Source organism: Acidimicrobiales bacterium, from assembly GCA_041394185.1.
In the GTDB taxonomy this organism is placed as follows: Bacteria; Actinomycetota; Acidimicrobiia; order Acidimicrobiales; family Poriferisodalaceae; genus JAAETH01.
This window is the reverse complement of the sequence record JAWKIQ010000001.1, coordinates 205,118-224,121: the sequence shown is the minus strand read 5'-3', so window position 1 is coordinate 224,121 and position 19,004 is coordinate 205,118. Positions and strand designations below refer to the sequence as shown.

General features: G+C 64.9%; 22 protein-coding genes. 12 read left to right on the top strand and 10 right to left on the bottom strand.

Annotation, left to right across the window (positions count from 1 at the left end; all coding sequences use genetic code 11):
* The first annotated feature begins 35 nt into the window (after positions 1-35).
* Together R2770_01045 and R2770_01040 are read left to right on the top strand one after the other, a co-directional pair.
* Positions 36-866 (top strand): methyltransferase domain-containing protein, encoded by an 831-nt coding sequence (locus R2770_01045; protein MEZ5279031.1) that lies wholly within the window; start codon positions 36-38, stop codon positions 864-866.
* A 40-nt stretch (positions 867-906) separates the two neighbouring features.
* Positions 907-1,275 carry a glyoxalase superfamily protein gene (locus tag R2770_01040; GenBank protein ID MEZ5279030.1) on the top strand — a complete coding sequence of 123 codons (369 nt, stop codon included), beginning with the start codon at positions 907-909 and terminating at the stop codon, positions 1,273-1,275.
* Between the two features lie 40 nt (positions 1,276-1,315).
* Here the strand turns inward: R2770_01040 and R2770_01035 are convergent, their stop codons facing one another.
* Positions 1,316-2,152: a hypothetical protein gene (locus R2770_01035; protein MEZ5279029.1), complete on the bottom strand. Its 837-nt coding sequence runs from the start codon at positions 2,150-2,152 to the stop codon at positions 1,316-1,318.
* Positions 2,153-2,364: 212 nt separating this feature from the next.
* On the opposite strand from R2770_01035, the gene R2770_01030 reads away from it, so the two are divergent.
* From R2770_01030 to R2770_01015, 4 genes are read left to right on the top strand one after another with little or no spacing between them, the layout of a single operon-like run.
* A complete protein-coding gene (locus R2770_01030) occupies positions 2,365-3,315 on the top strand; it encodes an ATP-binding cassette domain-containing protein (protein MEZ5279028.1) in 951 nt (316 codons plus the stop codon).
* Positions 3,312-4,115, top strand: coding sequence for an ABC transporter permease (locus R2770_01025; protein ID MEZ5279027.1), 804 nt, complete (start codon positions 3,312-3,314; stop codon positions 4,113-4,115). The genes R2770_01030 and R2770_01025 overlap by 4 nt, the downstream gene beginning before the upstream one ends.
* A complete protein-coding gene (locus R2770_01020; protein ID MEZ5279026.1) occupies positions 4,112-4,681 on the top strand; it encodes a TetR/AcrR family transcriptional regulator in 570 nt (189 codons plus the stop codon). Before R2770_01025 ends, R2770_01020 begins: the two co-directional genes overlap by 4 nt.
* A complete protein-coding gene (locus R2770_01015; GenBank protein MEZ5279025.1) occupies positions 4,678-5,541 on the top strand; it encodes an SDR family oxidoreductase in 864 nt (287 codons plus the stop codon). Before R2770_01020 ends, R2770_01015 begins: the two co-directional genes overlap by 4 nt.
* Positions 5,542-5,766: 225 nt before the next feature.
* On the opposite strand, the gene R2770_01010 is transcribed toward R2770_01015, so the two are convergent.
* Positions 5,767-6,306, bottom strand: coding sequence for a hypothetical protein (locus R2770_01010; protein ID MEZ5279024.1), 540 nt, complete (start codon positions 6,304-6,306; stop codon positions 5,767-5,769).
* 664 nt (positions 6,307-6,970) lie between these two features.
* Positions 6,971-7,921 (bottom strand): NAD(P)/FAD-dependent oxidoreductase, encoded by a 951-nt coding sequence (locus R2770_01005; protein MEZ5279023.1) that lies wholly within the window; start codon positions 7,919-7,921, stop codon positions 6,971-6,973.
* An 87-nt stretch (positions 7,922-8,008) separates the two neighbouring features.
* Here R2770_01005 and R2770_01000 point away from each other — a divergent pair, with 87 nt between their 5' ends.
* Entirely contained in the window at positions 8,009-8,593 is a 585-nt protein-coding gene (locus tag R2770_01000; GenBank protein MEZ5279022.1) for a helix-turn-helix transcriptional regulator, read from the top strand.
* Positions 8,594-8,644: 51 nt separating this feature from the next.
* On the opposite strand, the gene R2770_00995 is transcribed toward R2770_01000, so the two are convergent.
* Positions 8,645-9,904, bottom strand: coding sequence for a hypothetical protein (locus R2770_00995; GenBank protein MEZ5279021.1), 1,260 nt, complete (start codon positions 9,902-9,904; stop codon positions 8,645-8,647).
* Positions 9,901-10,389: a sigma-70 family RNA polymerase sigma factor gene (locus tag R2770_00990; protein MEZ5279020.1), complete on the bottom strand. Its 489-nt coding sequence runs from the start codon at positions 10,387-10,389 to the stop codon at positions 9,901-9,903. The genes R2770_00995 and R2770_00990 overlap by 4 nt, the downstream gene beginning before the upstream one ends.
* A 329-nt stretch (positions 10,390-10,718) precedes the next feature.
* Here R2770_00990 and R2770_00985 point away from each other — a divergent pair, with 329 nt between their 5' ends.
* Entirely contained in the window at positions 10,719-10,973 is a 255-nt protein-coding gene (locus R2770_00985; protein MEZ5279019.1) for a hypothetical protein, read from the top strand.
* Positions 10,970-11,287, top strand: coding sequence for a type II toxin-antitoxin system PemK/MazF family toxin (locus R2770_00980; protein ID MEZ5279018.1), 318 nt, complete (start codon positions 10,970-10,972; stop codon positions 11,285-11,287). The genes R2770_00985 and R2770_00980 overlap by 4 nt, the downstream gene beginning before the upstream one ends.
* Before the next feature lie 233 nt (positions 11,288-11,520).
* On the opposite strand, the gene R2770_00975 is transcribed toward R2770_00980, so the two are convergent.
* Positions 11,521-12,396, bottom strand: a complete 876-nt coding sequence (locus tag R2770_00975) for an LLM class flavin-dependent oxidoreductase (protein ID MEZ5279017.1) — start codon at positions 12,394-12,396, stop codon at positions 11,521-11,523.
* 518 nt (positions 12,397-12,914) lie between these two features.
* Positions 12,915-13,856 (bottom strand): GNAT family N-acetyltransferase, encoded by a 942-nt coding sequence (locus tag R2770_00970; GenBank protein MEZ5279016.1) that lies wholly within the window; start codon positions 13,854-13,856, stop codon positions 12,915-12,917.
* A 387-nt stretch (positions 13,857-14,243) separates the two neighbouring features.
* Here R2770_00970 and R2770_00965 point away from each other — a divergent pair, with 387 nt between their 5' ends.
* Positions 14,244-14,612 carry a hypothetical protein gene (locus tag R2770_00965; protein MEZ5279015.1) on the top strand — a complete coding sequence of 123 codons (369 nt, stop codon included), beginning with the start codon at positions 14,244-14,246 and terminating at the stop codon, positions 14,610-14,612.
* Between the two features lie 120 nt (positions 14,613-14,732).
* Here R2770_00965 and R2770_00960 read toward each other — a convergent pair whose 3' ends face one another.
* From R2770_00960 to R2770_00950, 3 genes are all read right to left on the bottom strand, one after another.
* The gene (locus tag R2770_00960) at positions 14,733-15,008 is read right to left on the bottom strand and encodes a hypothetical protein (GenBank protein ID MEZ5279014.1); all 276 of its coding nucleotides are present in this window, start codon (positions 15,006-15,008) and stop codon (positions 14,733-14,735) included.
* Between the two features lie 693 nt (positions 15,009-15,701).
* The gene (locus R2770_00955) at positions 15,702-16,106 is read right to left on the bottom strand and encodes a hypothetical protein (GenBank protein MEZ5279013.1); all 405 of its coding nucleotides are present in this window, start codon (positions 16,104-16,106) and stop codon (positions 15,702-15,704) included.
* A 74-nt stretch (positions 16,107-16,180) separates the two neighbouring features.
* The gene (locus R2770_00950) at positions 16,181-16,579 is read right to left on the bottom strand and encodes a hypothetical protein (protein MEZ5279012.1); all 399 of its coding nucleotides are present in this window, start codon (positions 16,577-16,579) and stop codon (positions 16,181-16,183) included.
* A gap of 1,287 nt (positions 16,580-17,866) precedes the next feature.
* Between R2770_00950 and R2770_00945 the strand changes: the two genes are divergently transcribed.
* Together R2770_00945 and R2770_00940 are read left to right on the top strand one after the other, a co-directional pair.
* Positions 17,867-18,043 carry a hypothetical protein gene (locus R2770_00945; GenBank protein ID MEZ5279011.1) on the top strand — a complete coding sequence of 59 codons (177 nt, stop codon included), beginning with the start codon at positions 17,867-17,869 and terminating at the stop codon, positions 18,041-18,043.
* A 4-nt stretch (positions 18,044-18,047) separates the two neighbouring features.
* Positions 18,048-18,935: a hypothetical protein gene (locus R2770_00940; protein ID MEZ5279010.1), complete on the top strand. Its 888-nt coding sequence runs from the start codon at positions 18,048-18,050 to the stop codon at positions 18,933-18,935.
* Positions 18,936-19,004 lie beyond the last annotated feature (69 nt).

Genomic DNA, 19,004 nt, shown 5'->3' with positions numbered 1-19,004 from the left:
TAGATCGACAGCGGACCGGGGCGCAAGGTGGGGCCATGAACGAGCCGAGTGCAGCGACCCATGGACAGGTGATCAAATCCGCGGCCGAGGTCTATGAGGAATTCTTCGTGCCCGCCCTCTTCGAACAGTGGCCCGCACGCGTGCTCGACACGGCGCGCGTCACCGCTGGTGATGACGTCCTCGATGTCGGCTGCGGCACCGGCATCTTGGCCCGCGCCGCTGCCCGACGCCTCAACGGCTCTGGGTCGGTCACCGGCATCGACATCAACGACGGGATGCTCAGCATTGCCCGCAAGGCCCCCGAACCCGTGACCTGGCGACACGGCCCAGCCGAGCACCTGCCGCTTCCTGATCACTGCTTCGATCGGGTGGTCAGCCAATTCGCGCTGATGTTCTTCGCCGACCAGGAGGCTGGCGTGCGCGAGATGGCCCGAGTCGCCAGACCCGGCGGCACTATTACGATCGCCACCTGGGCCGGCGTCGACCAAAGCCCCGGCTACGCCGCCATGGTCGAGCTCCTCCAACGCCTATTCGGCGACGAAGCCGCCAACGCACTCAAGGCGCCATTCACCCTCGGAACCAAGGACAAGCTCCACAGCGTGATCGACAGGATCCTGCCGGAGGCCGAAGTCACCCTCCACCAGGGCATGGCCCAGTTCGGCTCGCTCGAAGCCTGGATTCACACCGACGTGCGAGGCTGGACCCTCGCCGACATGATCACCGACGATCAGTACGCACAACTCCTCGCCGCAGCGCAGGAAGAGCTTGCTGGCTTCGTCGACAACAAGGGACGCGTGCGCTTTCCGGCCCCCGCCCTCATCGCCACCGCACCCGCGCCCGCATCAGACCACGGATCCAGCGGCTAGCGAACGAACGGTCGCACGAGGAGAAAACTACGATCGGCAGATGGCAAGGCTTCGGGAAGTCCATCCAGTGATCGAGGTCGGCGACATGGCCCGATCTCTTGCCTGGTATCGGTACGAGTTGGGTTTCGAGGTCGTCTTTGCCGACGCAGATTCACCCCCGAGCTACGCCGGACTCGAGCGCGACGGCGTCCAGGTGCACCTGCAGGCGCATCATGAAGAGGGCTGGTCAGAGTCTCGACGCGTTCAGTATCGATTCCTCGTCGACGACCCCGACGAGCTGCTGAACCACTTCCGCCAACACGGCGACGCGTTCGCCACCAGGTCCGTCGCCGACACCGCCTGGGGCACCCGAGAGTTCGGTATCTACGACCCAGACGGCAACGCCCTGTTCTTCTACCGGGACCGTTGACGGGACCGCATGTCCGAACCAACATCGGTGATATCGCCGGTCACGGGCCGTCGGCGCGACGCTCGATCGTGACGTTGCAGGTCAAACTTGCTGGGTAGTTCTGTCCCGAGATCTCGGGGCCGAAAGCGTCGTAGGCGAACGAGCCGGGCTCGGGCTCGAGCCTCGCTTGCCCAGACCCGACGATCGAGAACAACGGGCAGAAGATGTCGTAGACGTAGAGCGCGTCGTCGTCGCGTCGGAGCAGGAGATGGGCGACCGTGCCCGTCGTATCCACCTCGCGCACGCCGCCGGTAGCACTCCACTGGTAGTTCGCGGGCGGCACACCCGTGCTGCCATTCGCGCCGCCGCCCATAGAGTCTGCAGTCGCCTCGAAGGTCATCGTTTCGGCGTAATCAACGGGAATACCGAACGACGCAAGAGCCTCCTGCCAGGCCATGTTGTCGGTCTGGAACAGCACCGGGTAGTTGACGTCGGCACCCAAGCTCGTCTCCGAGAGATCGATGTCGGCCGGTCGGCTCACGCTGATCCATTGGGCGTCGAAATGCCCAGCACCAAACGAGATGCCGTCGACACGCAGATCCTCACACTGCTTGGCGACGTGAGTGAGAACATTGCCGCTCGTGAACTCGTCGGGCACCACCGCTCGCGCTGCCGCCCTATCGACCGCCGTAATGAGCGCGAACTGTTCGCACCCGACCAGATCGACCACGATCCGTTCGACGCCCGCCGCGACTGGCTCGACCTTCGTATCTTCGACCGTTGGGTCCGGGTCCATTGCGGTGTCAGCCGGGCTCGCGCCCCCGTTCTCCCCGGAGCCGCAGGCAGCCGCGACCACCATGCCGACCGCAAGAGCCCCACTGGCTACCAAGCGTCTCATCTGTATCTCGCGCCTCCGATCGCTCACTGACAACGCTGCGGTACCCAAGCTCGTTCGGCTAGTGCTGAATGTCACCAGCGCCTTGTGGAGCTCAGAAATGCGGCGCAGGTCTGACGCACACATCCCCGACACAGCGGCGGAGCCGACCCTCGTCGAGAAGTGACGATCAATCGCCATCGAACCAAGGCAGTTCGTCTGCTATACTGGACACTATGTCCAATGCAGTGATCGAGGCCGAAGGGTTGACGAAGCGGTTCGGGGAGGTTGACGCTGTCGTCGGGGTCTCGTTCCAGGTTGGCGCCGGCAAGGTGTTGGGCCTGCTCGGACCAAACGGGGCGGGCAAGACAACTCTCGTCAAGATGGTGACGACGTTGCTGTCGATCGACAGCGGCACGGCACGTGTGGGCGGGTTCGACGTCTCGAAACAGGCGGGGGCAGTCCGCCAGCTGATCGGGTTGGCCGGTCAGGCTGCAGCGGTCGACGAGAAGCTCACTGCCCGAGAGAACCTGGAGCTGTTCGGCCGGCTCTACAAGCTTCCGCGCAGTCGACGTCGAGCCCGCACCGACGAATTGATCGACCGGTTCGACCTGGGATCGTTCGCCGATCGGCCGGCATCGACCTACTCGGGTGGGCAACGACGCCGGCTCGACATCGTGGTGGCCCTGATCGCCGATCCTGCGGCACTGTTCCTCGACGAACCCACAACCGGTCTGGACCCTCGCAGTCGAGCCGAGGTCTGGGAGTCGGTGCGGGACCTGACGGCCGCGGGAACCGCGATCGTGTTGACCACCCAGTATCTGGAGGAGGCCGATCAACTCGCCGACGACATCCTGGTGATCGACCACGGCCGACCGGTGGCGGCGGGCACCCCAGATCAGCTCAAGTCGCAGATCGGTGCCGATGTCCTGGAGGTGCGTGTCACCGACCTCGGACAACTCGCAAACCTCGTATCGGGCATCGAAGGTGTTGCCGTCGACCAGGACCACCGCACTGTCGATATCCCGATCACCGGTGGCACGGCGCAATCGCTCGACCTGCTGCGCTCGCTTCAGGCAACCGGAGCGGGCATCGAGGATTTCCAGCTTCGTCGACCGACGCTGGACGAAGTCTTTCTCACCCTGACCGGCTCCCCGACCGCACAAGACATGGAGGCGGCGCGATGACCGACACCCGAACCCTCTCGACCCCGCCGGTTGGCGGTTTGCGCGCCGCGGTCGACGACATCGTCACCATGTTGTGGCGTGACCTCATCCGCACAGCTCGCCAGCCCGAGATGCTCGTGTTCGCGGTCGTGATGGGCGTGTTCTTTCTGGTGCTGTTCAACTATGTGTTCGGCGGCGCGATCGGCGCAGGCGCCCAGGTCGACTATCTCCAATTCCTGGTTCCCGGCGTGTTCGTCATCACCGCATTGCAGGGAGCGCAACAGACCAGCATGGGCTTCGCCGCCGACCTGGCCGAAGGGGTCACCGACCGATTCCGGTCACTTCCGATGAGCCAGTTCGCAGTCATCGCCGGACGGACGCTCGCCGACGCTGCCCGCAACGTGATCGGCCTGATCATGGTCGCATCGCTCGCTCTCGTCATGGGCTACCGGTTCGACTCGCTGTGGGGAGCCGTCGCCGCAATCGCTGTCACCACCGCGATCGGTTTCGCATTCTCCTGGCTCGGCGCCGCCATCGCAGCAAAGGTCCGACAACCAGACATGGTCGGCATGCTCTCCATGTTCTGGCTCTTCCCCCTGATGTTGGCCAGCACCGCGTTCACCCCGGCCGACACCATGCCCGGCTGGCTGCGCCCCTTCGCCGCCAATCAGCCGATCTCCGTCGGTGCCGAAGCGGTCCGTGGCCTGTGCGAGGGCACAGCCAACAGCACCGACCTGCTCTTGATCGGCGCCTGGACGATCGGCCTGCTCGCCATCTTCGCCCCTCTGTCAACACGGCTGTACACACGGGACGCGTCATGACGTCGGCTCGCGAGCGCATCATCGACGCCACCCTGACTCTTGTCTCCGAGCTAGGGCTCGCCGGCGTCACCATGGTCGCCGTCGCCAAAACGGCCGGCGTGGCCCGAGCCACCTTGTACAACCACTACCCCGATGTCCCCAGCATCCTGGCCGACGCCGCCACCGCTCACAACCAGCACGCCATCGATGGCCTGACCCAAGCCCTCGCCGTCGTTTCCACCCCAACCAAGGCCATCGAGCAACTCGTCCGCCACATCGCCGCCATCTCCAGCCACGGACACACCCTCGCGACCCACCACGGCTTCCCGCCCGAACTTCGAGACCAGCTCTCGGCGTTCGAAACCGAACTCGAGCGACGACTCCGCTCGATCCTCACCGATGGCATCGCCAGCGGAGACTTCCGCCACGACCTCGACCCCGACGCCACCGCCCTCCTGCTGCGCCATGCGCTCACCGGCGTCTCCGAACTCGTCGCCGCAACCCCCGAACGAGCCGCCCACATCGTCGATGACGCCACCGCCACCCTTCTCGCCGCCATCACCGCAAGACCGGAGAACCCGCAATGACCTGGAACATCAACGACAAACACGTCCTCGTCACGGGCGGCACGTCGGGTATCGGGCGCGCCACCGCCGCCCAACTCGCTAGCCGCGGCGCCCGAGTCACCATCACCTCTCGAACGCTCGCCACCGCCCAGAACACCGCCGACGAACTCACCGCAGCCACCGGCACTCAGGTCGAGCCGGCGGAACTCGACCTGGCATCCCTCGACGCCGTGCGCACATTCGCAGCCACCTACGCCGACCGCCACGACCGGCTGGACATCCTCATCAACAATGCGGGAACCATGGCCGGCAAGCGGCGCACCACTGAAGACGGCCTCGAATGGACACTCGCCGTGAACCATCTTGGCCCCTTCCTTCTCACCAACCTGCTCACCCCGCTCCTCGTCCACAGTGCACCGGCCCGCGTGATCAACGTCAGCAGCGAGAACCACCGGGGCGTCAAGCGAGGCCTCGACTTCGACGACCTCCAGATGACCAACGGCTATTCGCCGTCGAAGGCCTACGCCGCCTCCAAGCTGGCCAACATCTTGTTCACCGTCGAGCTCGACCGCCGCCTCAGACCCGACGGCGTCACCGCCCGTGCCCTTCACCCCGGCGTCGTCGCCACCAACTTCGGCAAAGACCCCGGCAGTTCCCGTTGGATGGGTCTGGCGATGACGCTGCTCAAGCCTGTGTTGGCCACGCCCGAGAAGGGTGCTGCCACCAGTGTTCTGCTCGCCACTGCCCAACCCGACGAACTCGAAACCTGCCTCTATTGGGCGTCCGGCAAGCCGAAACAACCCAGCGACGCCGCTCTCGACCAAGCAGCCGCACGAAGGCTCTGGGACGTCTCCGCAGAGCTCGTCGCTTCGACCGATTGACACGGCACCGGGGGTTACGCCTCTGGATCTCAACCCAACACCGACTCCGAGCGCACATACCGAGGCCGGCCTTCCATCACGTTCTCGGACCGGCGGCGCCATGATCCGCCTCAGACCTTCCTCTTCCGCCGAGATGACATCCGTCTGCCCACCCTCGGCTTCGAAAAGGGCAGCCTCATCACGAAACGGCGAGTCTGGGCAAGATTCCGCAGATCAGGCGACGCGTCAGCATTTGTCGAGTCTCACGGCTAGTGACACGATCCGCTCTAGGTCATCGACCCGGTAGGCCAGTGATATATCGTCCGCGTTGAGATCGAAACTACACACCACACCCCAATCGAAGCTTGAGTCACCGTTTGCCAATCCTGCCTCAACGGCCGCGTAGACCCTTTCGAAAAGCGCATCCGTAGCGACTACCTCCGCCGCCGTCAGCAGGTTCCACACGTCGGGCTTCACCCCGGCATCTATCAGAGCATCCACTCGTGACTCCCGGCCATCTAGACCATCGGCACCCAAGAGGCCAGCCATCGCTCGCGTGCCGATGCCCCCATCGAGGTCGCCCGGCTCGAGCGCTTCCAGGACCGCGCCGAGCGCCGACTCGCTATCCGCAGTTACAGCGAAATCCAGGAGAGATGTCGGACTAGAAAGAGCCATCGGGTCGGCACCAGCCTCGAGCAGCAAGTCGACTATCTCCCAAGCCCCTGCCGCAGCTGCAGCCAGTAGTGGCGAATCGCCGTCCACGGGGGTCGACACGTCAGCCCCCATGCCAATCAGCTCCAGCGCAATGCGAGGGCAGTTAATCCAAGCCGCAACCTGGAAACCACCAATGCCTTCCCACATCCAGTCTCGGGCTTCGGGGGGCAGCGCTGGAATCCGTTCACCGGCATTCGCAGCGGCGATAGCCGGTCCAAAAGGCCCACCGAGCAGCGCCTCTCGACTTGCTTCCCGGGCCAACATCGTTTCCAGAATGGGTCCCGCCTGGCAGGAACCGAGTGACCCAGGCCCGCCAGTCGCGCCGGAAGTCGCGACCGTGGGAGACGATGTCGCCGTGACGGGACTCCCCACTTCCGCGACCTCACCGGTGAATGAGTTCTGAGTCGACGGCGTCGTATGCGCCACAGGCGGCGCTGACGAGGGAGCCGACTCAGACTCGTGCTTCGGGTCCGGCGCTGCCGAAGCGCAAGCTGAGGCCGCGCACAACAGAACACTGAGCAGACCGCACAACAGCCGACTCTTCATACACAACCTCCACCCCGCTGCGTAGACCTTCGCTACGGCCTGATCCACTGAAACCTAGGCGAGACCCGACAGCAATCAACTGTCACGGTGATGTCCGGCGCGCAGAAGCCTGCGATGACCGGCAGGTGGAGTGCGCTGTTCCTGGGCTCCCAGGATGCCTCCGCATCTTGCTCGGTATCGATAGTCGCGGTCAGGGCTCCTGACCAGCGCCGGACGTGCTGGCGACTGCGAGGCGGGTGTCTTCCATGGTCAGGTCAGCGTTCACGGCGCCGCCGGTCGCTGAGCCGGCGCCGATCGACATCGCCACGTTGGCGTAGACGTCGACGACGTTGCCCACGGCATACAGGCCCGGCACGTTCGTCTGCCCCGCTTCGTCGACCTGCACCCACCCGTCCACGACGGACGCGCCCAGGCCGCGGAGAACCTCGTCGCGTGGGCGGGACCGGGGTGCGATGAAGACCCGCTCGACCGGCACGCGGTCGCCGTCTTCGGTGACGACCGCCTCCACGCCTCCGGCCGACGACGCGGCCAGCGCAACGACAGGTCGTCTGTCGATCCGAATGCCTCGTCCAGCAAAGGCGGCGATGTCGTCGCCATCGGGTTCGTAGACGCCTTGTGAGAAGTAGATGACGTCGGACGACCACTGGCGCAGCAGCTTCGCCTGGAACACACTCATCGGCTGGGTCGCCACGACCGCAATCGTCCGATCTCGCGACTCGAAGCCGTCGCAGTACGGACAGGTCACCACGCCCGTCCCCCACAGGTCGCTCATGCCCGAGATGTCGGGCAACTCATCGACAAGGCCCGTAGCAACCACCAGCCGGCGTCCCACGTACCGAGCGCCGCCGTCGAGATCGATCACAAATCGGCTCTCCTCGGCTTTGGCGCCCGACACCACCCCCTCGACACAGACGCCCCCATACCGTTCGATCTCGGCCCGCCCATCGGACAGCAAATCCAGGGGTGACGTGTGATCCCGGCCGAGCAGCCCGTGCATGAACGGGGCCACCCCGTGGCGCGGACGGCGACCATCCACAACGAGGACACGACGACGCGCCCTACCGAGCTGCAAGGCCGTGCTCAGGCCGGCCGCGCCTCCGCCCACCACCACGACATCGAAGAGTTCCGCTGGCTGATCCATGGAACGAAGTCTGCGGACGTTCTCGCCGCACTGGCAACCGTTCGTGCCAGAATGGCATGAGGGTTGCGCCGGTCGAAAGAGAGTCGAATGGACGAAGAGATCAACGCAGCCCTCGCCGGAATCGGGTCAAGGCTCCGGTCGATCCGCACCGGCCAGGGAATGACACTCCGTGAGCTCGCCGAAGCGACAGACATCTCCGAAAGCACGCTGTCGCGGCTCGAAGCGGGCCACCGGCGCCCGAACCTAGACCTCATCCTGCCCCTCGCCCGAGCGCTGCACGTCAGTCTCGACGAGATCGTCGACACCCCCGTGACCGGCGACCCCCGGGTCGACCTGCGCCCCTACCAGGCATGGGGGCGGACCGTCATCCCGCTGTCCCAGCACGCAGGCGGTGTCACCGCAATCAAACAGATCATCCCCGCACGCGCCGAGCCTGAGGCGCCGACCCTCCAACGACACGACGGCTACGAGTGGGTCTATGTCCTCAGCGGCCGACTCCGCCTCATCGTCGCCGACCACGACATCACCCTCGAAACCGGCCAAGCCGCCGAGTTCGACACCCGCCACCCCCACTGGACCGGCAGCGCCGATGGCGAACCCGTCGAATACATCTGCCTGCTCAACGAACACGGCGAACGCCTGCACCTCGGCCGCGGACGGCCGCCAACCTGAGTGGAAGCGGTGGCCGATCGTGGCGTGTCCCCGAGGTGGCCGGGTGGGGTATCAGGGCTCGGGTGGTGTCCAGACTGCTCCAGCTGGAGCTGTCGGGTCGTCGGGGACGCCTCCCCAGACGACGAGTTGCTCGCCAGTCCACACGACGTTGGGGGCCTCCACGCCTGCGAGGGGCCCATCGGCCATTACACGCCAGGTGCCCGAAGGTAGGTGGATGAGGGTCGGCGGTTGGCCGGCGGCGAAGACGGCCAGCCACTCGCCCGCAGCAGCTACGGAGGCGGTGTCGAACCGCTCGATAGGAATCTCCTCCGCATAGCGCTGCCATCCCTGCGCCGTGAGTACCTCGACCGCGGCCGGCGAGTCGCCGGCCTGGGTCTGAACGATCATTGCGAGGCCTAGATCGGTGGCGACTGGAGCGGTGTGTGCCTCGGCACCCTTGACCGCTGGGATCGAACGCCAGGCTTCGGTAGCGGGGTCGAAGCCGACGCATCCGGCGGTGCGACCGCAGATCGCGATCTCGGTGCCGGTCCACAACGCAGTCGACTCCAGGCGAGAAAGACCAGCGATGATCGAGGCCTGGTCGTCGGTACCCTCCCACGTCGGCCCGTAGACCCAGGTGTCGTCCTCGGGTTGGTAGCGGGCAATCGCGAGATCGGGCTGGCCGACCGGGTTCAGATCTGCCGGGCCGAGCCCCCAGATCCCGTTGTCGGTCGCGACGGTTGCGGCCAGAGACATGCCCTCGACTGGCGGCAGGTCGAACCACTCCCCCACGATTGGGTCGAACCGGGTACCGCCGCCCTTGGCGAGCACGTAGAGCTCTCCATCGAAGAACGCCGATGTCAGCCCGGGGTGACCCCAACCAGGTACGGCCATTGGCTCCCAGTTGTCGGTCGCTGGGTCGTAGAGCGCCCCATCGGTGTAGGCGAAGCCCCGGCTCAAGCTGGAGCCGGCCCAGAAGACCGCCCTCGTGCCAGTCCAGGCCGCCGCTGCGTAGGGACGCGGTTCGATCGGGGCCTCCGCCATCGGCGCCCAAGATCCGAAGCCGTCCGGCACAGGCCAACCCACAACATTCACCTGCGTTGCCGGCTCTCGGGACCAGAAGAGATCGGCCCCGAACGCGATGACCCCGCCGGCGGCCACGACAGCGGCGACGAGCACCGCTCGACGTGACACCCAGCGGCTATCGGGCGGCTCGGACCGCCCAACCACCGGCTCGCCGCCTCCGGCGACGAGTCGTGACGACTCGTCGCTCAGCATCGCGTCCGCCAGCGCGGGGAGATCGGCCCGCAGGCGCTCCTCGAGACCGCTCATTCCAGCTCCTTTCTCAACACCTTCAACGCGCGGCGGGCCAGCGAACGCACCGTCGAGGGCCGAACGCCGAGCACCTCGGCGATCTCGTCGTCAGGGATGTCGACGAAGTACCGAAGCACGACCACGATCCGTTGCCGCTCGCTCAACCGCTCTAGGGCATCTCGCAGCTCGATCAGCCGGTAGGGCAGCTCGACGTCGCCTGAGCGCGTGCGCGCCGCAAGTGCCCTGCCCTCCGCATCCCGGCGTCGCAGCACCTGAGCACAGCCGTTCACGACGGTCGTCCGCAGGTACGCGCCCGGACGCTCCAACGACGACCACCGCCGGCTGACGACCACGAACGCGTCCTGAACGACCTCCTCGGCGATGGCCGCCGAGCCGACCAACAACGTCGCCATCCGCAGCATGGCAGGTCGCTCCGCCGCAAACAGCGAAGCGATTCCCTCAGCCTCGTCGAGCTGACCAGAAGGTGCAGGCGTCCAGTCCATCCACTCTCAACGATGCACGAAACCACCGCTATGTTGCGCAGCACCCAACAGTTCTCGTGATGGCGGCGGCGTCGGCCACGCAACGGACCGGCGAGAGGGTAAGGGTGAGCCTGCCGCGATTGCGTCGCGGCAGGTGGGAGGAGGATTTCGAACTCTGTTGGTCTCCGGTGATGACCGTGTCGCTGAATTTCTTGCCCTGCACCATCAGGTCAGGGTGACCCAGCGCCGTGTCTCCGGTCCCGAGTCCCTGCCAGCGATCGGTCCGGCTCGAGACCAGCTCCTCGCTGGAGCGCATACCGTCCCGCATCCCAACACGGTATGCTGCTCACGTGGCCACCGAACAGATCGCTGTACGACTACCCGAGACGCTCCTCTCGGACCTCGACGCGCTCGTCAAGAGCGGAGCCTACGAAAGCCGAGCCGCCGCTGTCCGAGCCGGCATCGAAGCCATCACGAAACTCGAACTCCAACGTCAGACCGACCGAGCCGTCGTCGACGGCTACACACGGCAACCACCAACCGAGACCGAAGAGAACGCCGCGCTCGCATCTTTGCGCGAAGCAATCCTCGACGAGCCCTGGTGACGACTCTTGATCGAGGGCAGATCTGGTGGGGCGAGATCGAGAGCGTCGGTCGCCGCCCGTTCCTCATCATGACCCGCTCCGCCGCCATCCCGGTCCTGAACAGCGTCCTCGCCGCACCCGTCACCCGCACGATCAGGGGAATCCCGACCGAGCTACGACTTGGAACCGACGATGGCATGCCAACCGACTGCGTTGCGAGCTTCGACAACCTCAGAGTCGTCCCCAAGGCCTACCTTGTCGACCAGATCTGCACACTACGACCGGCCAGACTGGTCGAGGCATGCGCCGCCATTCAGGCCGCCATCGACTGCTAGACGAGGCCTAGAGCTCCATCCGCTCTGGAACGGTCCAAGAACCTCGAAGTCATCGTCCTCCGCCACCAACTCCATGTGCTGCGCCGCCATGGCGGTCGGCCTGGACTCAACGACGACGACCGCAGCCTCCTCGGAGCGATCTCAGCCGCGCTCCCCCACCGCGCCCGGCAGGGCTGGATCGCCACACCATCGCCTCATCGACCGTATGGCAAGTCCCGAACGAACCCACGAGATCAGCGCAACTGAGCGAGCGCCTGCTCGTGGACCCCCAAGTCGCGAGGTTCACCGTCGGCCCACGGCGACCCGAGCACAGCCAGTTCGTCGAACCCCAGTGCAACGGCGCGCTCGACAGCGTCGAGGTAGTCGCCGACGCTCGCCGTCGGCTGCACCCGCCCGAAGCCGAGCAACAGCGACCGACGAATGCTCGCCGGGTCGCGGCCCTGTCGGTCACACGCCTCGACGAAGGCCTCGACCTGCCGGCGGACGAGCTGCCAGAAGTCGCCTCCTTCGATGTCGGCGGTCCCGGGCCCGCCGTAGGTGTTCCAGGTGTCGGCATGGGCCGCTGCCAGCGCGAGCGATCGTGGACCGTGACCGGCGATGACCAGCTCAGGCCTCCCGACCCCTTCGGGTCGCTCCGTCGTCTCGAGTCCACCGAACGCCATCACGTCACCCTGCCAATCGGTCGCACCGTCGAGTACCGACAGGTATCCCCGAACCACATCGGCGAACCGGGTCGAGAGCTCACCGACGGATTCACGGACGCCGCGATCTGCCTTGACACAGAACGGCGCCCCCATGCCGACACCAAGGACGAGACGACCGGCGCTGACGTCTTGCACCGACATCGCGACCCGGGCCAACGACACCGGTGAACGGAAGGCCGCCGAGGCGACCAAAGTTCCCAGCATGATCCGATCAGTGACAGCCGCAGCGGCCGCGAGCGTGGTGAACGCCTCACCCAGCCACAACCCGGGGTAGATCGGATGGGTGAGATGATCCGCCGTGTACACGACGTCATACCCCACCTCCTCGGCCCACTGGTACCCACGCGCCTGCGCACTCCAGGGCCCCACGGGCGGCACGAGCAGGCCCAGACGGCTGAGACTCATGGATTGCATGTTGCCATGCCTCCAGAGCCCACGACGACGAGCAAGCCCGCCGCTTCTACAGCCGGCGCGGTTTCGATCAGGAGGCCCGCCCCCGCGACTACTTCGGACCCGTTGACGACAAGGTCACCTTCCGCAACGGTGCCCCCTTCATCGGTTCGGTCGCTCAGTCGAGCCAGGCCAGCCGGGGGGCCAGGACGGCCTGGAGTGCGGTCCGCAGGTTGGCGCGTTGCGCGTCGGGCAGGGGGGCCAGGAAGCCGTCCTCGATCGTGCGGACCGATCGTATGGCCTTCGTGCGCAATGCCGATCCCGCTCGGGTCAGCGTCAGGACGTTCCGGCGCCGATCCTCGGGATCCCTTCTCCGGACCAGGAGCCCGCGGTCCTCGAGGCCGTCGACCAGCCCGACGACGATAGCCGGGTCGAGGCCGAGGCGGGCGGCCAGCTCCTGCCGGGACAGCCCCTCGGTGGCGGTGACGAAGCCCCCGGTGGATCGAAGTCCTGGTTGTGGAAAACCCGGTCGGTCATCGTCGCTCTCGACTGCCGAGCGCCTCGGGGGGCGTCTCTTCGCCTGGTCCGGCGCCTGTCGGACCGACGAAGATGTCATTCTGGCGATGGGGTTCGAAGCCAGCGCTGCGGTAGAGGTGTCCGGAGGCGGGGTTGCTGGGCTCAAAGCAGATCTTGATGCGCGTCGCTCCGGCGCGTGCCAGGCGGTCGATGCCAGAGGTAAGGATGTGGCGTGCAATCCCGCGCTGTTGGTGCTTGTCCTCGGTTCGCATGGGTTCGATGGCGCCGACCGCGGATACGGGGTCATACCAGCACAGGCCATAGCCGGCGACGTTTCCGTGTTCGTCGTAGACGGCTAGGTCGAGATCCGAACGGTACAGCGACGTTTGCTTGAGGCGTGGCTCCGGGTCGAGGTGGTTCCGACGCTCATGAATCATGTGGTGAGGGCGGTCGGCGGCGGTGCTCCGGTCAAGCAAACGATATCCCTCATGGAGGGCGCTGATCGGTGGCCGGGATTCGGCAGGCAGCCAGGACTCGACCAACCCGTCCTCCTCAATCGCGAAACCACGCTCGGTGAGCACCGATCGCAGAACATCGTCAGCGCGGTCGACTTCCAAGCAGACCGTTTCGAGGCCCAATCTGTTGGCATGCTCGAGGCCACGCTGCATTACCTGTGCGGTCCACTCCGGAGTGGCGTCGTGGAGCACGATCGGGTCCAACTGCGTCGCGTCACCGAAGTCGGTGGCGATGACACCCGCTACCGGTTGGCCTTGGTCGTCGAACCAGAACAGCTGATCGTAGTCATCGCTCGCGCGGGGGTTCTGGGCCCACCACCACTGCACCTCGGCTGCCTCGTACAGGCCTGCTGTCGGGTGAGCGGTCCGAACACGGTGGAGCAGCGTCGTTACCGTCTCCAGATACTCGAGCCCACTTCGGAACGATTCGATCGGGTCGGTCATCAGCGCAGACTACGAACAGACCAGTCGATGCGCTCGGGATTTCCCCGACCAGCCTGGCATTAGACGACGCCGGTCCCCATGCCCGCGATGGTCACCAGCCTCTGAGCTCGCGGGAGCCGAGAATACGTTGTAGCAAGTGGGAGGCGGTTTTCGGTGCCTGCCCTTCGGCGAGTGAAACGGCAAATGAGCGAGCTGGTGCCGTGGCTTGTCCGGCTGGCGTTCGACCGTGTTGGCCTTCGGCTGGTCTGGTGAGGATCGAGTCGCCAGGATCCTCGCTGTCCGCCATCAGATCCGCGTGCTGCAACGCCAATTCAACCGCACCCGTTTCACACCGGCCGCTCCAGCCGGGAGTTCGACCGCGGGCGGCTCGACAAGGTGCTGTTGACCGTGAAACTCGAAACAGTGCTCGGCTGGCACCGGCGACTGGTCGCACGACGGTGGACCTACCAACAGCAGACAGAGCGAACCGGTCGACCGGCCACGCTCGCCGAATTCAAACTGCTGGTGATCAGGTTGGACGCCGAGAACCCGACATGGGGCTACCGGCGGATACACCGCGAACTCGTCGGCCTCGGCCACAAGATCGCCCAGACGACCGTGTGGCAGATCCTCAAAGACAACAACATCGACCCCGCACCGAAACGTTCCCAGGTGACCTGGACCAAGTTCCTACGCTCCCAAGCAGCCGTCGCATGTGACTTCTTCACCGTCGACACCGCCCGCCTTCGCCGCTACTACGTCCTCTTCTTCATCTAAGTCGAGACGCGCCAGGTGGTCTTCGCCGGTCTCACCACGAACCCGGCCGGCGCCTGGACCACCCAAGCCGCCCGCAACTTGTTCCCCAAACACACCGACCAGCTCACCGGTGCCCGCGCGCTAGTCCACGACCGAGCCAGCCAGTTCATCGCCGCCTTCGACGAGATCCTCCGAACCGAAGGCCTCAAGATCCTCAAGACTCCGGCCCGGACCCCAGTAGCGAACGCGTTCGCTGAACGCTGTATCGGCTCGATCCGACGAGAACTCCTCGATCGCACCATCGCCTGGAACCGCCGCCCGCTCGAACCCCTCGTCATCGACTACATCGGGCACGACAACGAGCACCGGCCTCACCGCTCCCTCGAACAGCGGCCGCCCGAAGCCGCGCTCGACCACCCGCTATCGATGCCAGCCAGCGTCGCCGTGCTCAGAACGACCCGCTGCGACGGACTCATCAACGAATACGAAAGCGCTGCCTGGCCAGCCACGACAGAGTTTCCGAGCCCCACAAGGTCAAACTCCCGTTGGCAAATCCATTTGCAAACGACACCCCTGGGAGCCTCTGCACCGGCTCTGACCTGGGATTTCGATGGTGTCGGAGGGGGGAATACAACCCTTAACCCACGCCATCGCAGCGGCTGGATCGGATTGGCGTTGGCGGCCTAGGAGGCCTGACGTTTCCCGTGGTCACACACCACTTTCGGCCCACCTGGGGCGCTGGCATCAGAGCTCAATTCTCGCCTACTCGGTCGCTTTCGGGTGTCCGACGTGAGCGTCTGTAAGCCATACCGTCCGCGATCGGTCGTCGATGCAATACCAGAGCCGCCCGCCCGCAGTGACCTCATATTGCCACTGTTCCATGTCGACGCCATTCACGCTTCGCCGACCAAGGGAGCCCTTCAGCGGATGCTGACGCGAGTCACGCTGACGCGGATCGGAAGTAATGCGCTCCCACGCCGTTCTAGCGTTGGCTGCCGCAGCCGAGCAGATCTGATCCCATCCCTTCACGGCGTCGCTGTTGGCGTATCGGAAGTCCCAACCAGCCCTAGCAGGCGGTGGCGCAATTCGCTCCTTGCGCTTTGGCACTGGTCAGGCACCAGCCACGGTCACCGCACCGCCGTCTGCAGCGACTGGCTCGCGAAGGCGACGAGCGAGCGCCGGATCGGCGTGCACCTCGGCAGTGGCCTTCCACTCCCGAAGAAGCTGGGCGACCGGTGCGAAGTTGTCGACATCGGCCGCACCTACCAGGGTTCTGGTCAACTCCTCAACAAACAGCGCACGATCAGTAGCGGGCAGAAACATCGACCACCCAAACGCCTCTTCCACAGCGCTATCGAGCGCCGCAGCGTTGTGCACCGCAAGGTTCCGCAACAAACGCGCTAGAGCTTCAAAGGCTTCGGACCGGTCGTCATCACGATCAGCCTGAGTCAATCGCAGCGCGGGCGCGTTGCGGCGCCGCAGCACCACATCATGCTCGGCCAGCTCAGCGACCACGTCGTTGGGCTGACGCAAGAACTCTGAGAACGGACGCTCCACAACTCGCATAGGGGCAGAATATCTGAACTAATTCAGAAGTCAATCTCGCGGTGTTCGCGTGAGGTTGCCGAAATCGCGTCGAGCAGCTCAGAGCATTGGCCTGCGACTTGTTCACCGTCGACACTGCGTTCCTGCGCCGCTAATACGTCCTGTTCTTCATCAAAGTGCGCACCCGAGAGGTGATCTTCGCCGGCGTCACCGCCTACCCAACCGGAGAACGGACCACACAAGCCGCGAGAAACCTGCTCATCGGCCACAGCGAACGTCTCGAAGACGCCCGAGCGCTCGTTCGTGACCGTGGCAGCCAGTTCGTCGACGCGTTTGACGAGGTGTTCCGCACCGAAGGACTCAAGATCCTCAAGATCCTCAAGACACCTGTGCGGGTCCCGGTAGCCAACACATTCGCGGAGCGCTGGATCGGATCGATCCACCCCGAGCTTCTCGCACCATCATCCGGCACCAGCGTCCGCTCGGACGACAGGTCCACGACGACACAGACCACCAAGACAAGCACGGCCTCACCAGTCGCTTGGACAACAACCACCGTTACCGGTCGCCGAGCCACCCGAAATGTCGCCTGCGACCGTCATCGTGCGGCGAACCACTCGATGCGACGGACTCATCCACGAATACAGAATCGCAGCCTGACCCGCCACGACCAAAAATTCGAGCGGCACACTGACGGACACCACTTGCTCGAGACCTGACTGACCAGCTTCGGGACAATCGACACTGTTGGCATCGAGGAGACCGGAGCATCGGGCGCAGGTATCGCCCGACACCTCACAACCGCAGGCCACCAACTCGTCGAAGTCGACCGCCCCGACCGCAAGGCCCGCTACTTCAAAGGAAAGACCGACCTCAACGGTCCCAGCACACCCTCGACAGGTGGGGGCTCCGGCCCTTACTGTCATGTCGGTAGTTGTCGATCGAATTGACTGGCGCGACTGTAGTCGCGCCAAGATCAAGGTGGGGTGGTGTGATGGGTCGCTCGGTTCTGCACTTGAACCGGCTCGGCGTATGTGTCGTAGTGGTGCTCTTCGTATTCGGAGGCTGGGCGACAGCGGACCCGGCTGAGGCCGAGGCATACCATACAAACAACTCGGATCGAACGCTTTTCGGGGGCCAGTCGATCTGGGTCGGCACCTGCGAGCTGCGAATGCAGACCGACGGGAATCTGGTCCTGTATCGCCATCTATCCGGCGGCGGAGTGACGGTTGAGTTTGCAACATACACATTCGGCAGCAACTTCAGGGCGAAGCTCCAGGTCGACGGCAACCTTGTCGTTTATAACCTGAGCTGGGTACCCCAGTGGCAGGCCGGCACTGGAGGCAACCCAGGATCCACATGGGTATTGACCAAGAACTGCAAGCCTCAAGGTGTACAACTCCATCTCGGCGGTCTTGTACACGGCTTCTGGTGGCACCTCGGGCTCTGGACTGAACGCCCCGAGCCCGAACCCCCACGGCTGGGCTGACGGTAGCGCCCACTACTGGGTGAGTGCGGAGGCCTTCCCCGCGGACGAGACCGAGTGGATCTGGCGATTTCGAGGCCCCGGCGGTGAGTACGCAGTTGAACCCACAGATCTAGGGTTCCACGAGTACTCATCGCAGCAGAGTTGGGTTGACGTGTGGTGGTGGGTGCAGAGTCAATCGGCACCAGGCCAGACCTGGTGCTCTCACGCTCACACGGGCGTCTGTGATCGCTTCTATCTGACGATGAGCGAAACCGCGGAAAACCTGCCGTCGCACATGCAGAACAACCTCGTCTGCCACGAACTCGGCCACACGATCGGCTTCGACGACGGCGGAACCACACAGACGAGTTGCATGACTGGCGGTCACACGGCGAAATACAACTCGACCGAGACCAACGTGATCAATGCGAGGTGGTAGCACGATGGGTCCGTCCGTAAAATGGCTGGCTGGCTTGCTTCTTGCCGTCGCGCTCGCTTCGGCGTGTTCGGGCGATGGTGCCCCGGAGAACAGCGCCGAAACAGCGCCTTCGCAAACAGAACAACCGCCCCAACCCTCCCCCGCCAACGAAAGCCTGTACGAAGGCCGCTTCTTCGATACCGACGTTGGCATCGGCGAATCGAGCCTGGCTTTTTGGCGCCTGCCCGTCGCAGATGTTGCGGAGCTGATCGACGAGTCAGACCTAGTCTTCGTCGGCACGCTTATAGGCTCGTCCGCCGACGTAGCAGAAGTGCGTCTCGTGACAGATCCGACCATCGACGATCACAGCACCGTTGTATACGACGGACTCGAATTCCGGGTTGATCGCTTGCTCTCGGGAACGACTGCGGGAGACAGAGTGACGGTCGGTCACCCGGCCCTGATTCGTTACGAGGACGGACTTGCACGGATTGCCGTCGAACCAATTGATCTGCTGCGGCCCGAACTCGAAGCCAAGGAGGCGCGCCACCAGTGGCTAGTGTTCGGCCGGTTCGATGATCACGCTGCTGGACTCCTCACGATCAGCGACGGACGGCTGGTCAAGTTGGGACCAGGCGGCATTATCGCCGCAGGTGCGCGCGGCGCGTTCGAGCATCGGCTGCCCGGCACCGCGTTCGAGACCAGCGTTGATGACATCGACGCGCTAATCAATCACGGAGTGCCCCTTCCAGTGCCGCAAACGCCTGACATGAGCCGCGAGGAACTGCTCGAGGCCGGAGTGCCGGAAGGCGGCGTGCGCCACGACGAGAACCTCCACGGACCTGACTCACCCTGTTATCAGCTTGACGACCCCGAAAGGCTGGCAGAGCTGACCGAGCAGGACGCTTGCTGAGATTCGTGTAGGGGCCGATTACTCGCGCGTGTCGCCAAGGTCGTTCTGAGCCTGCTGCGTTCGCCGGGT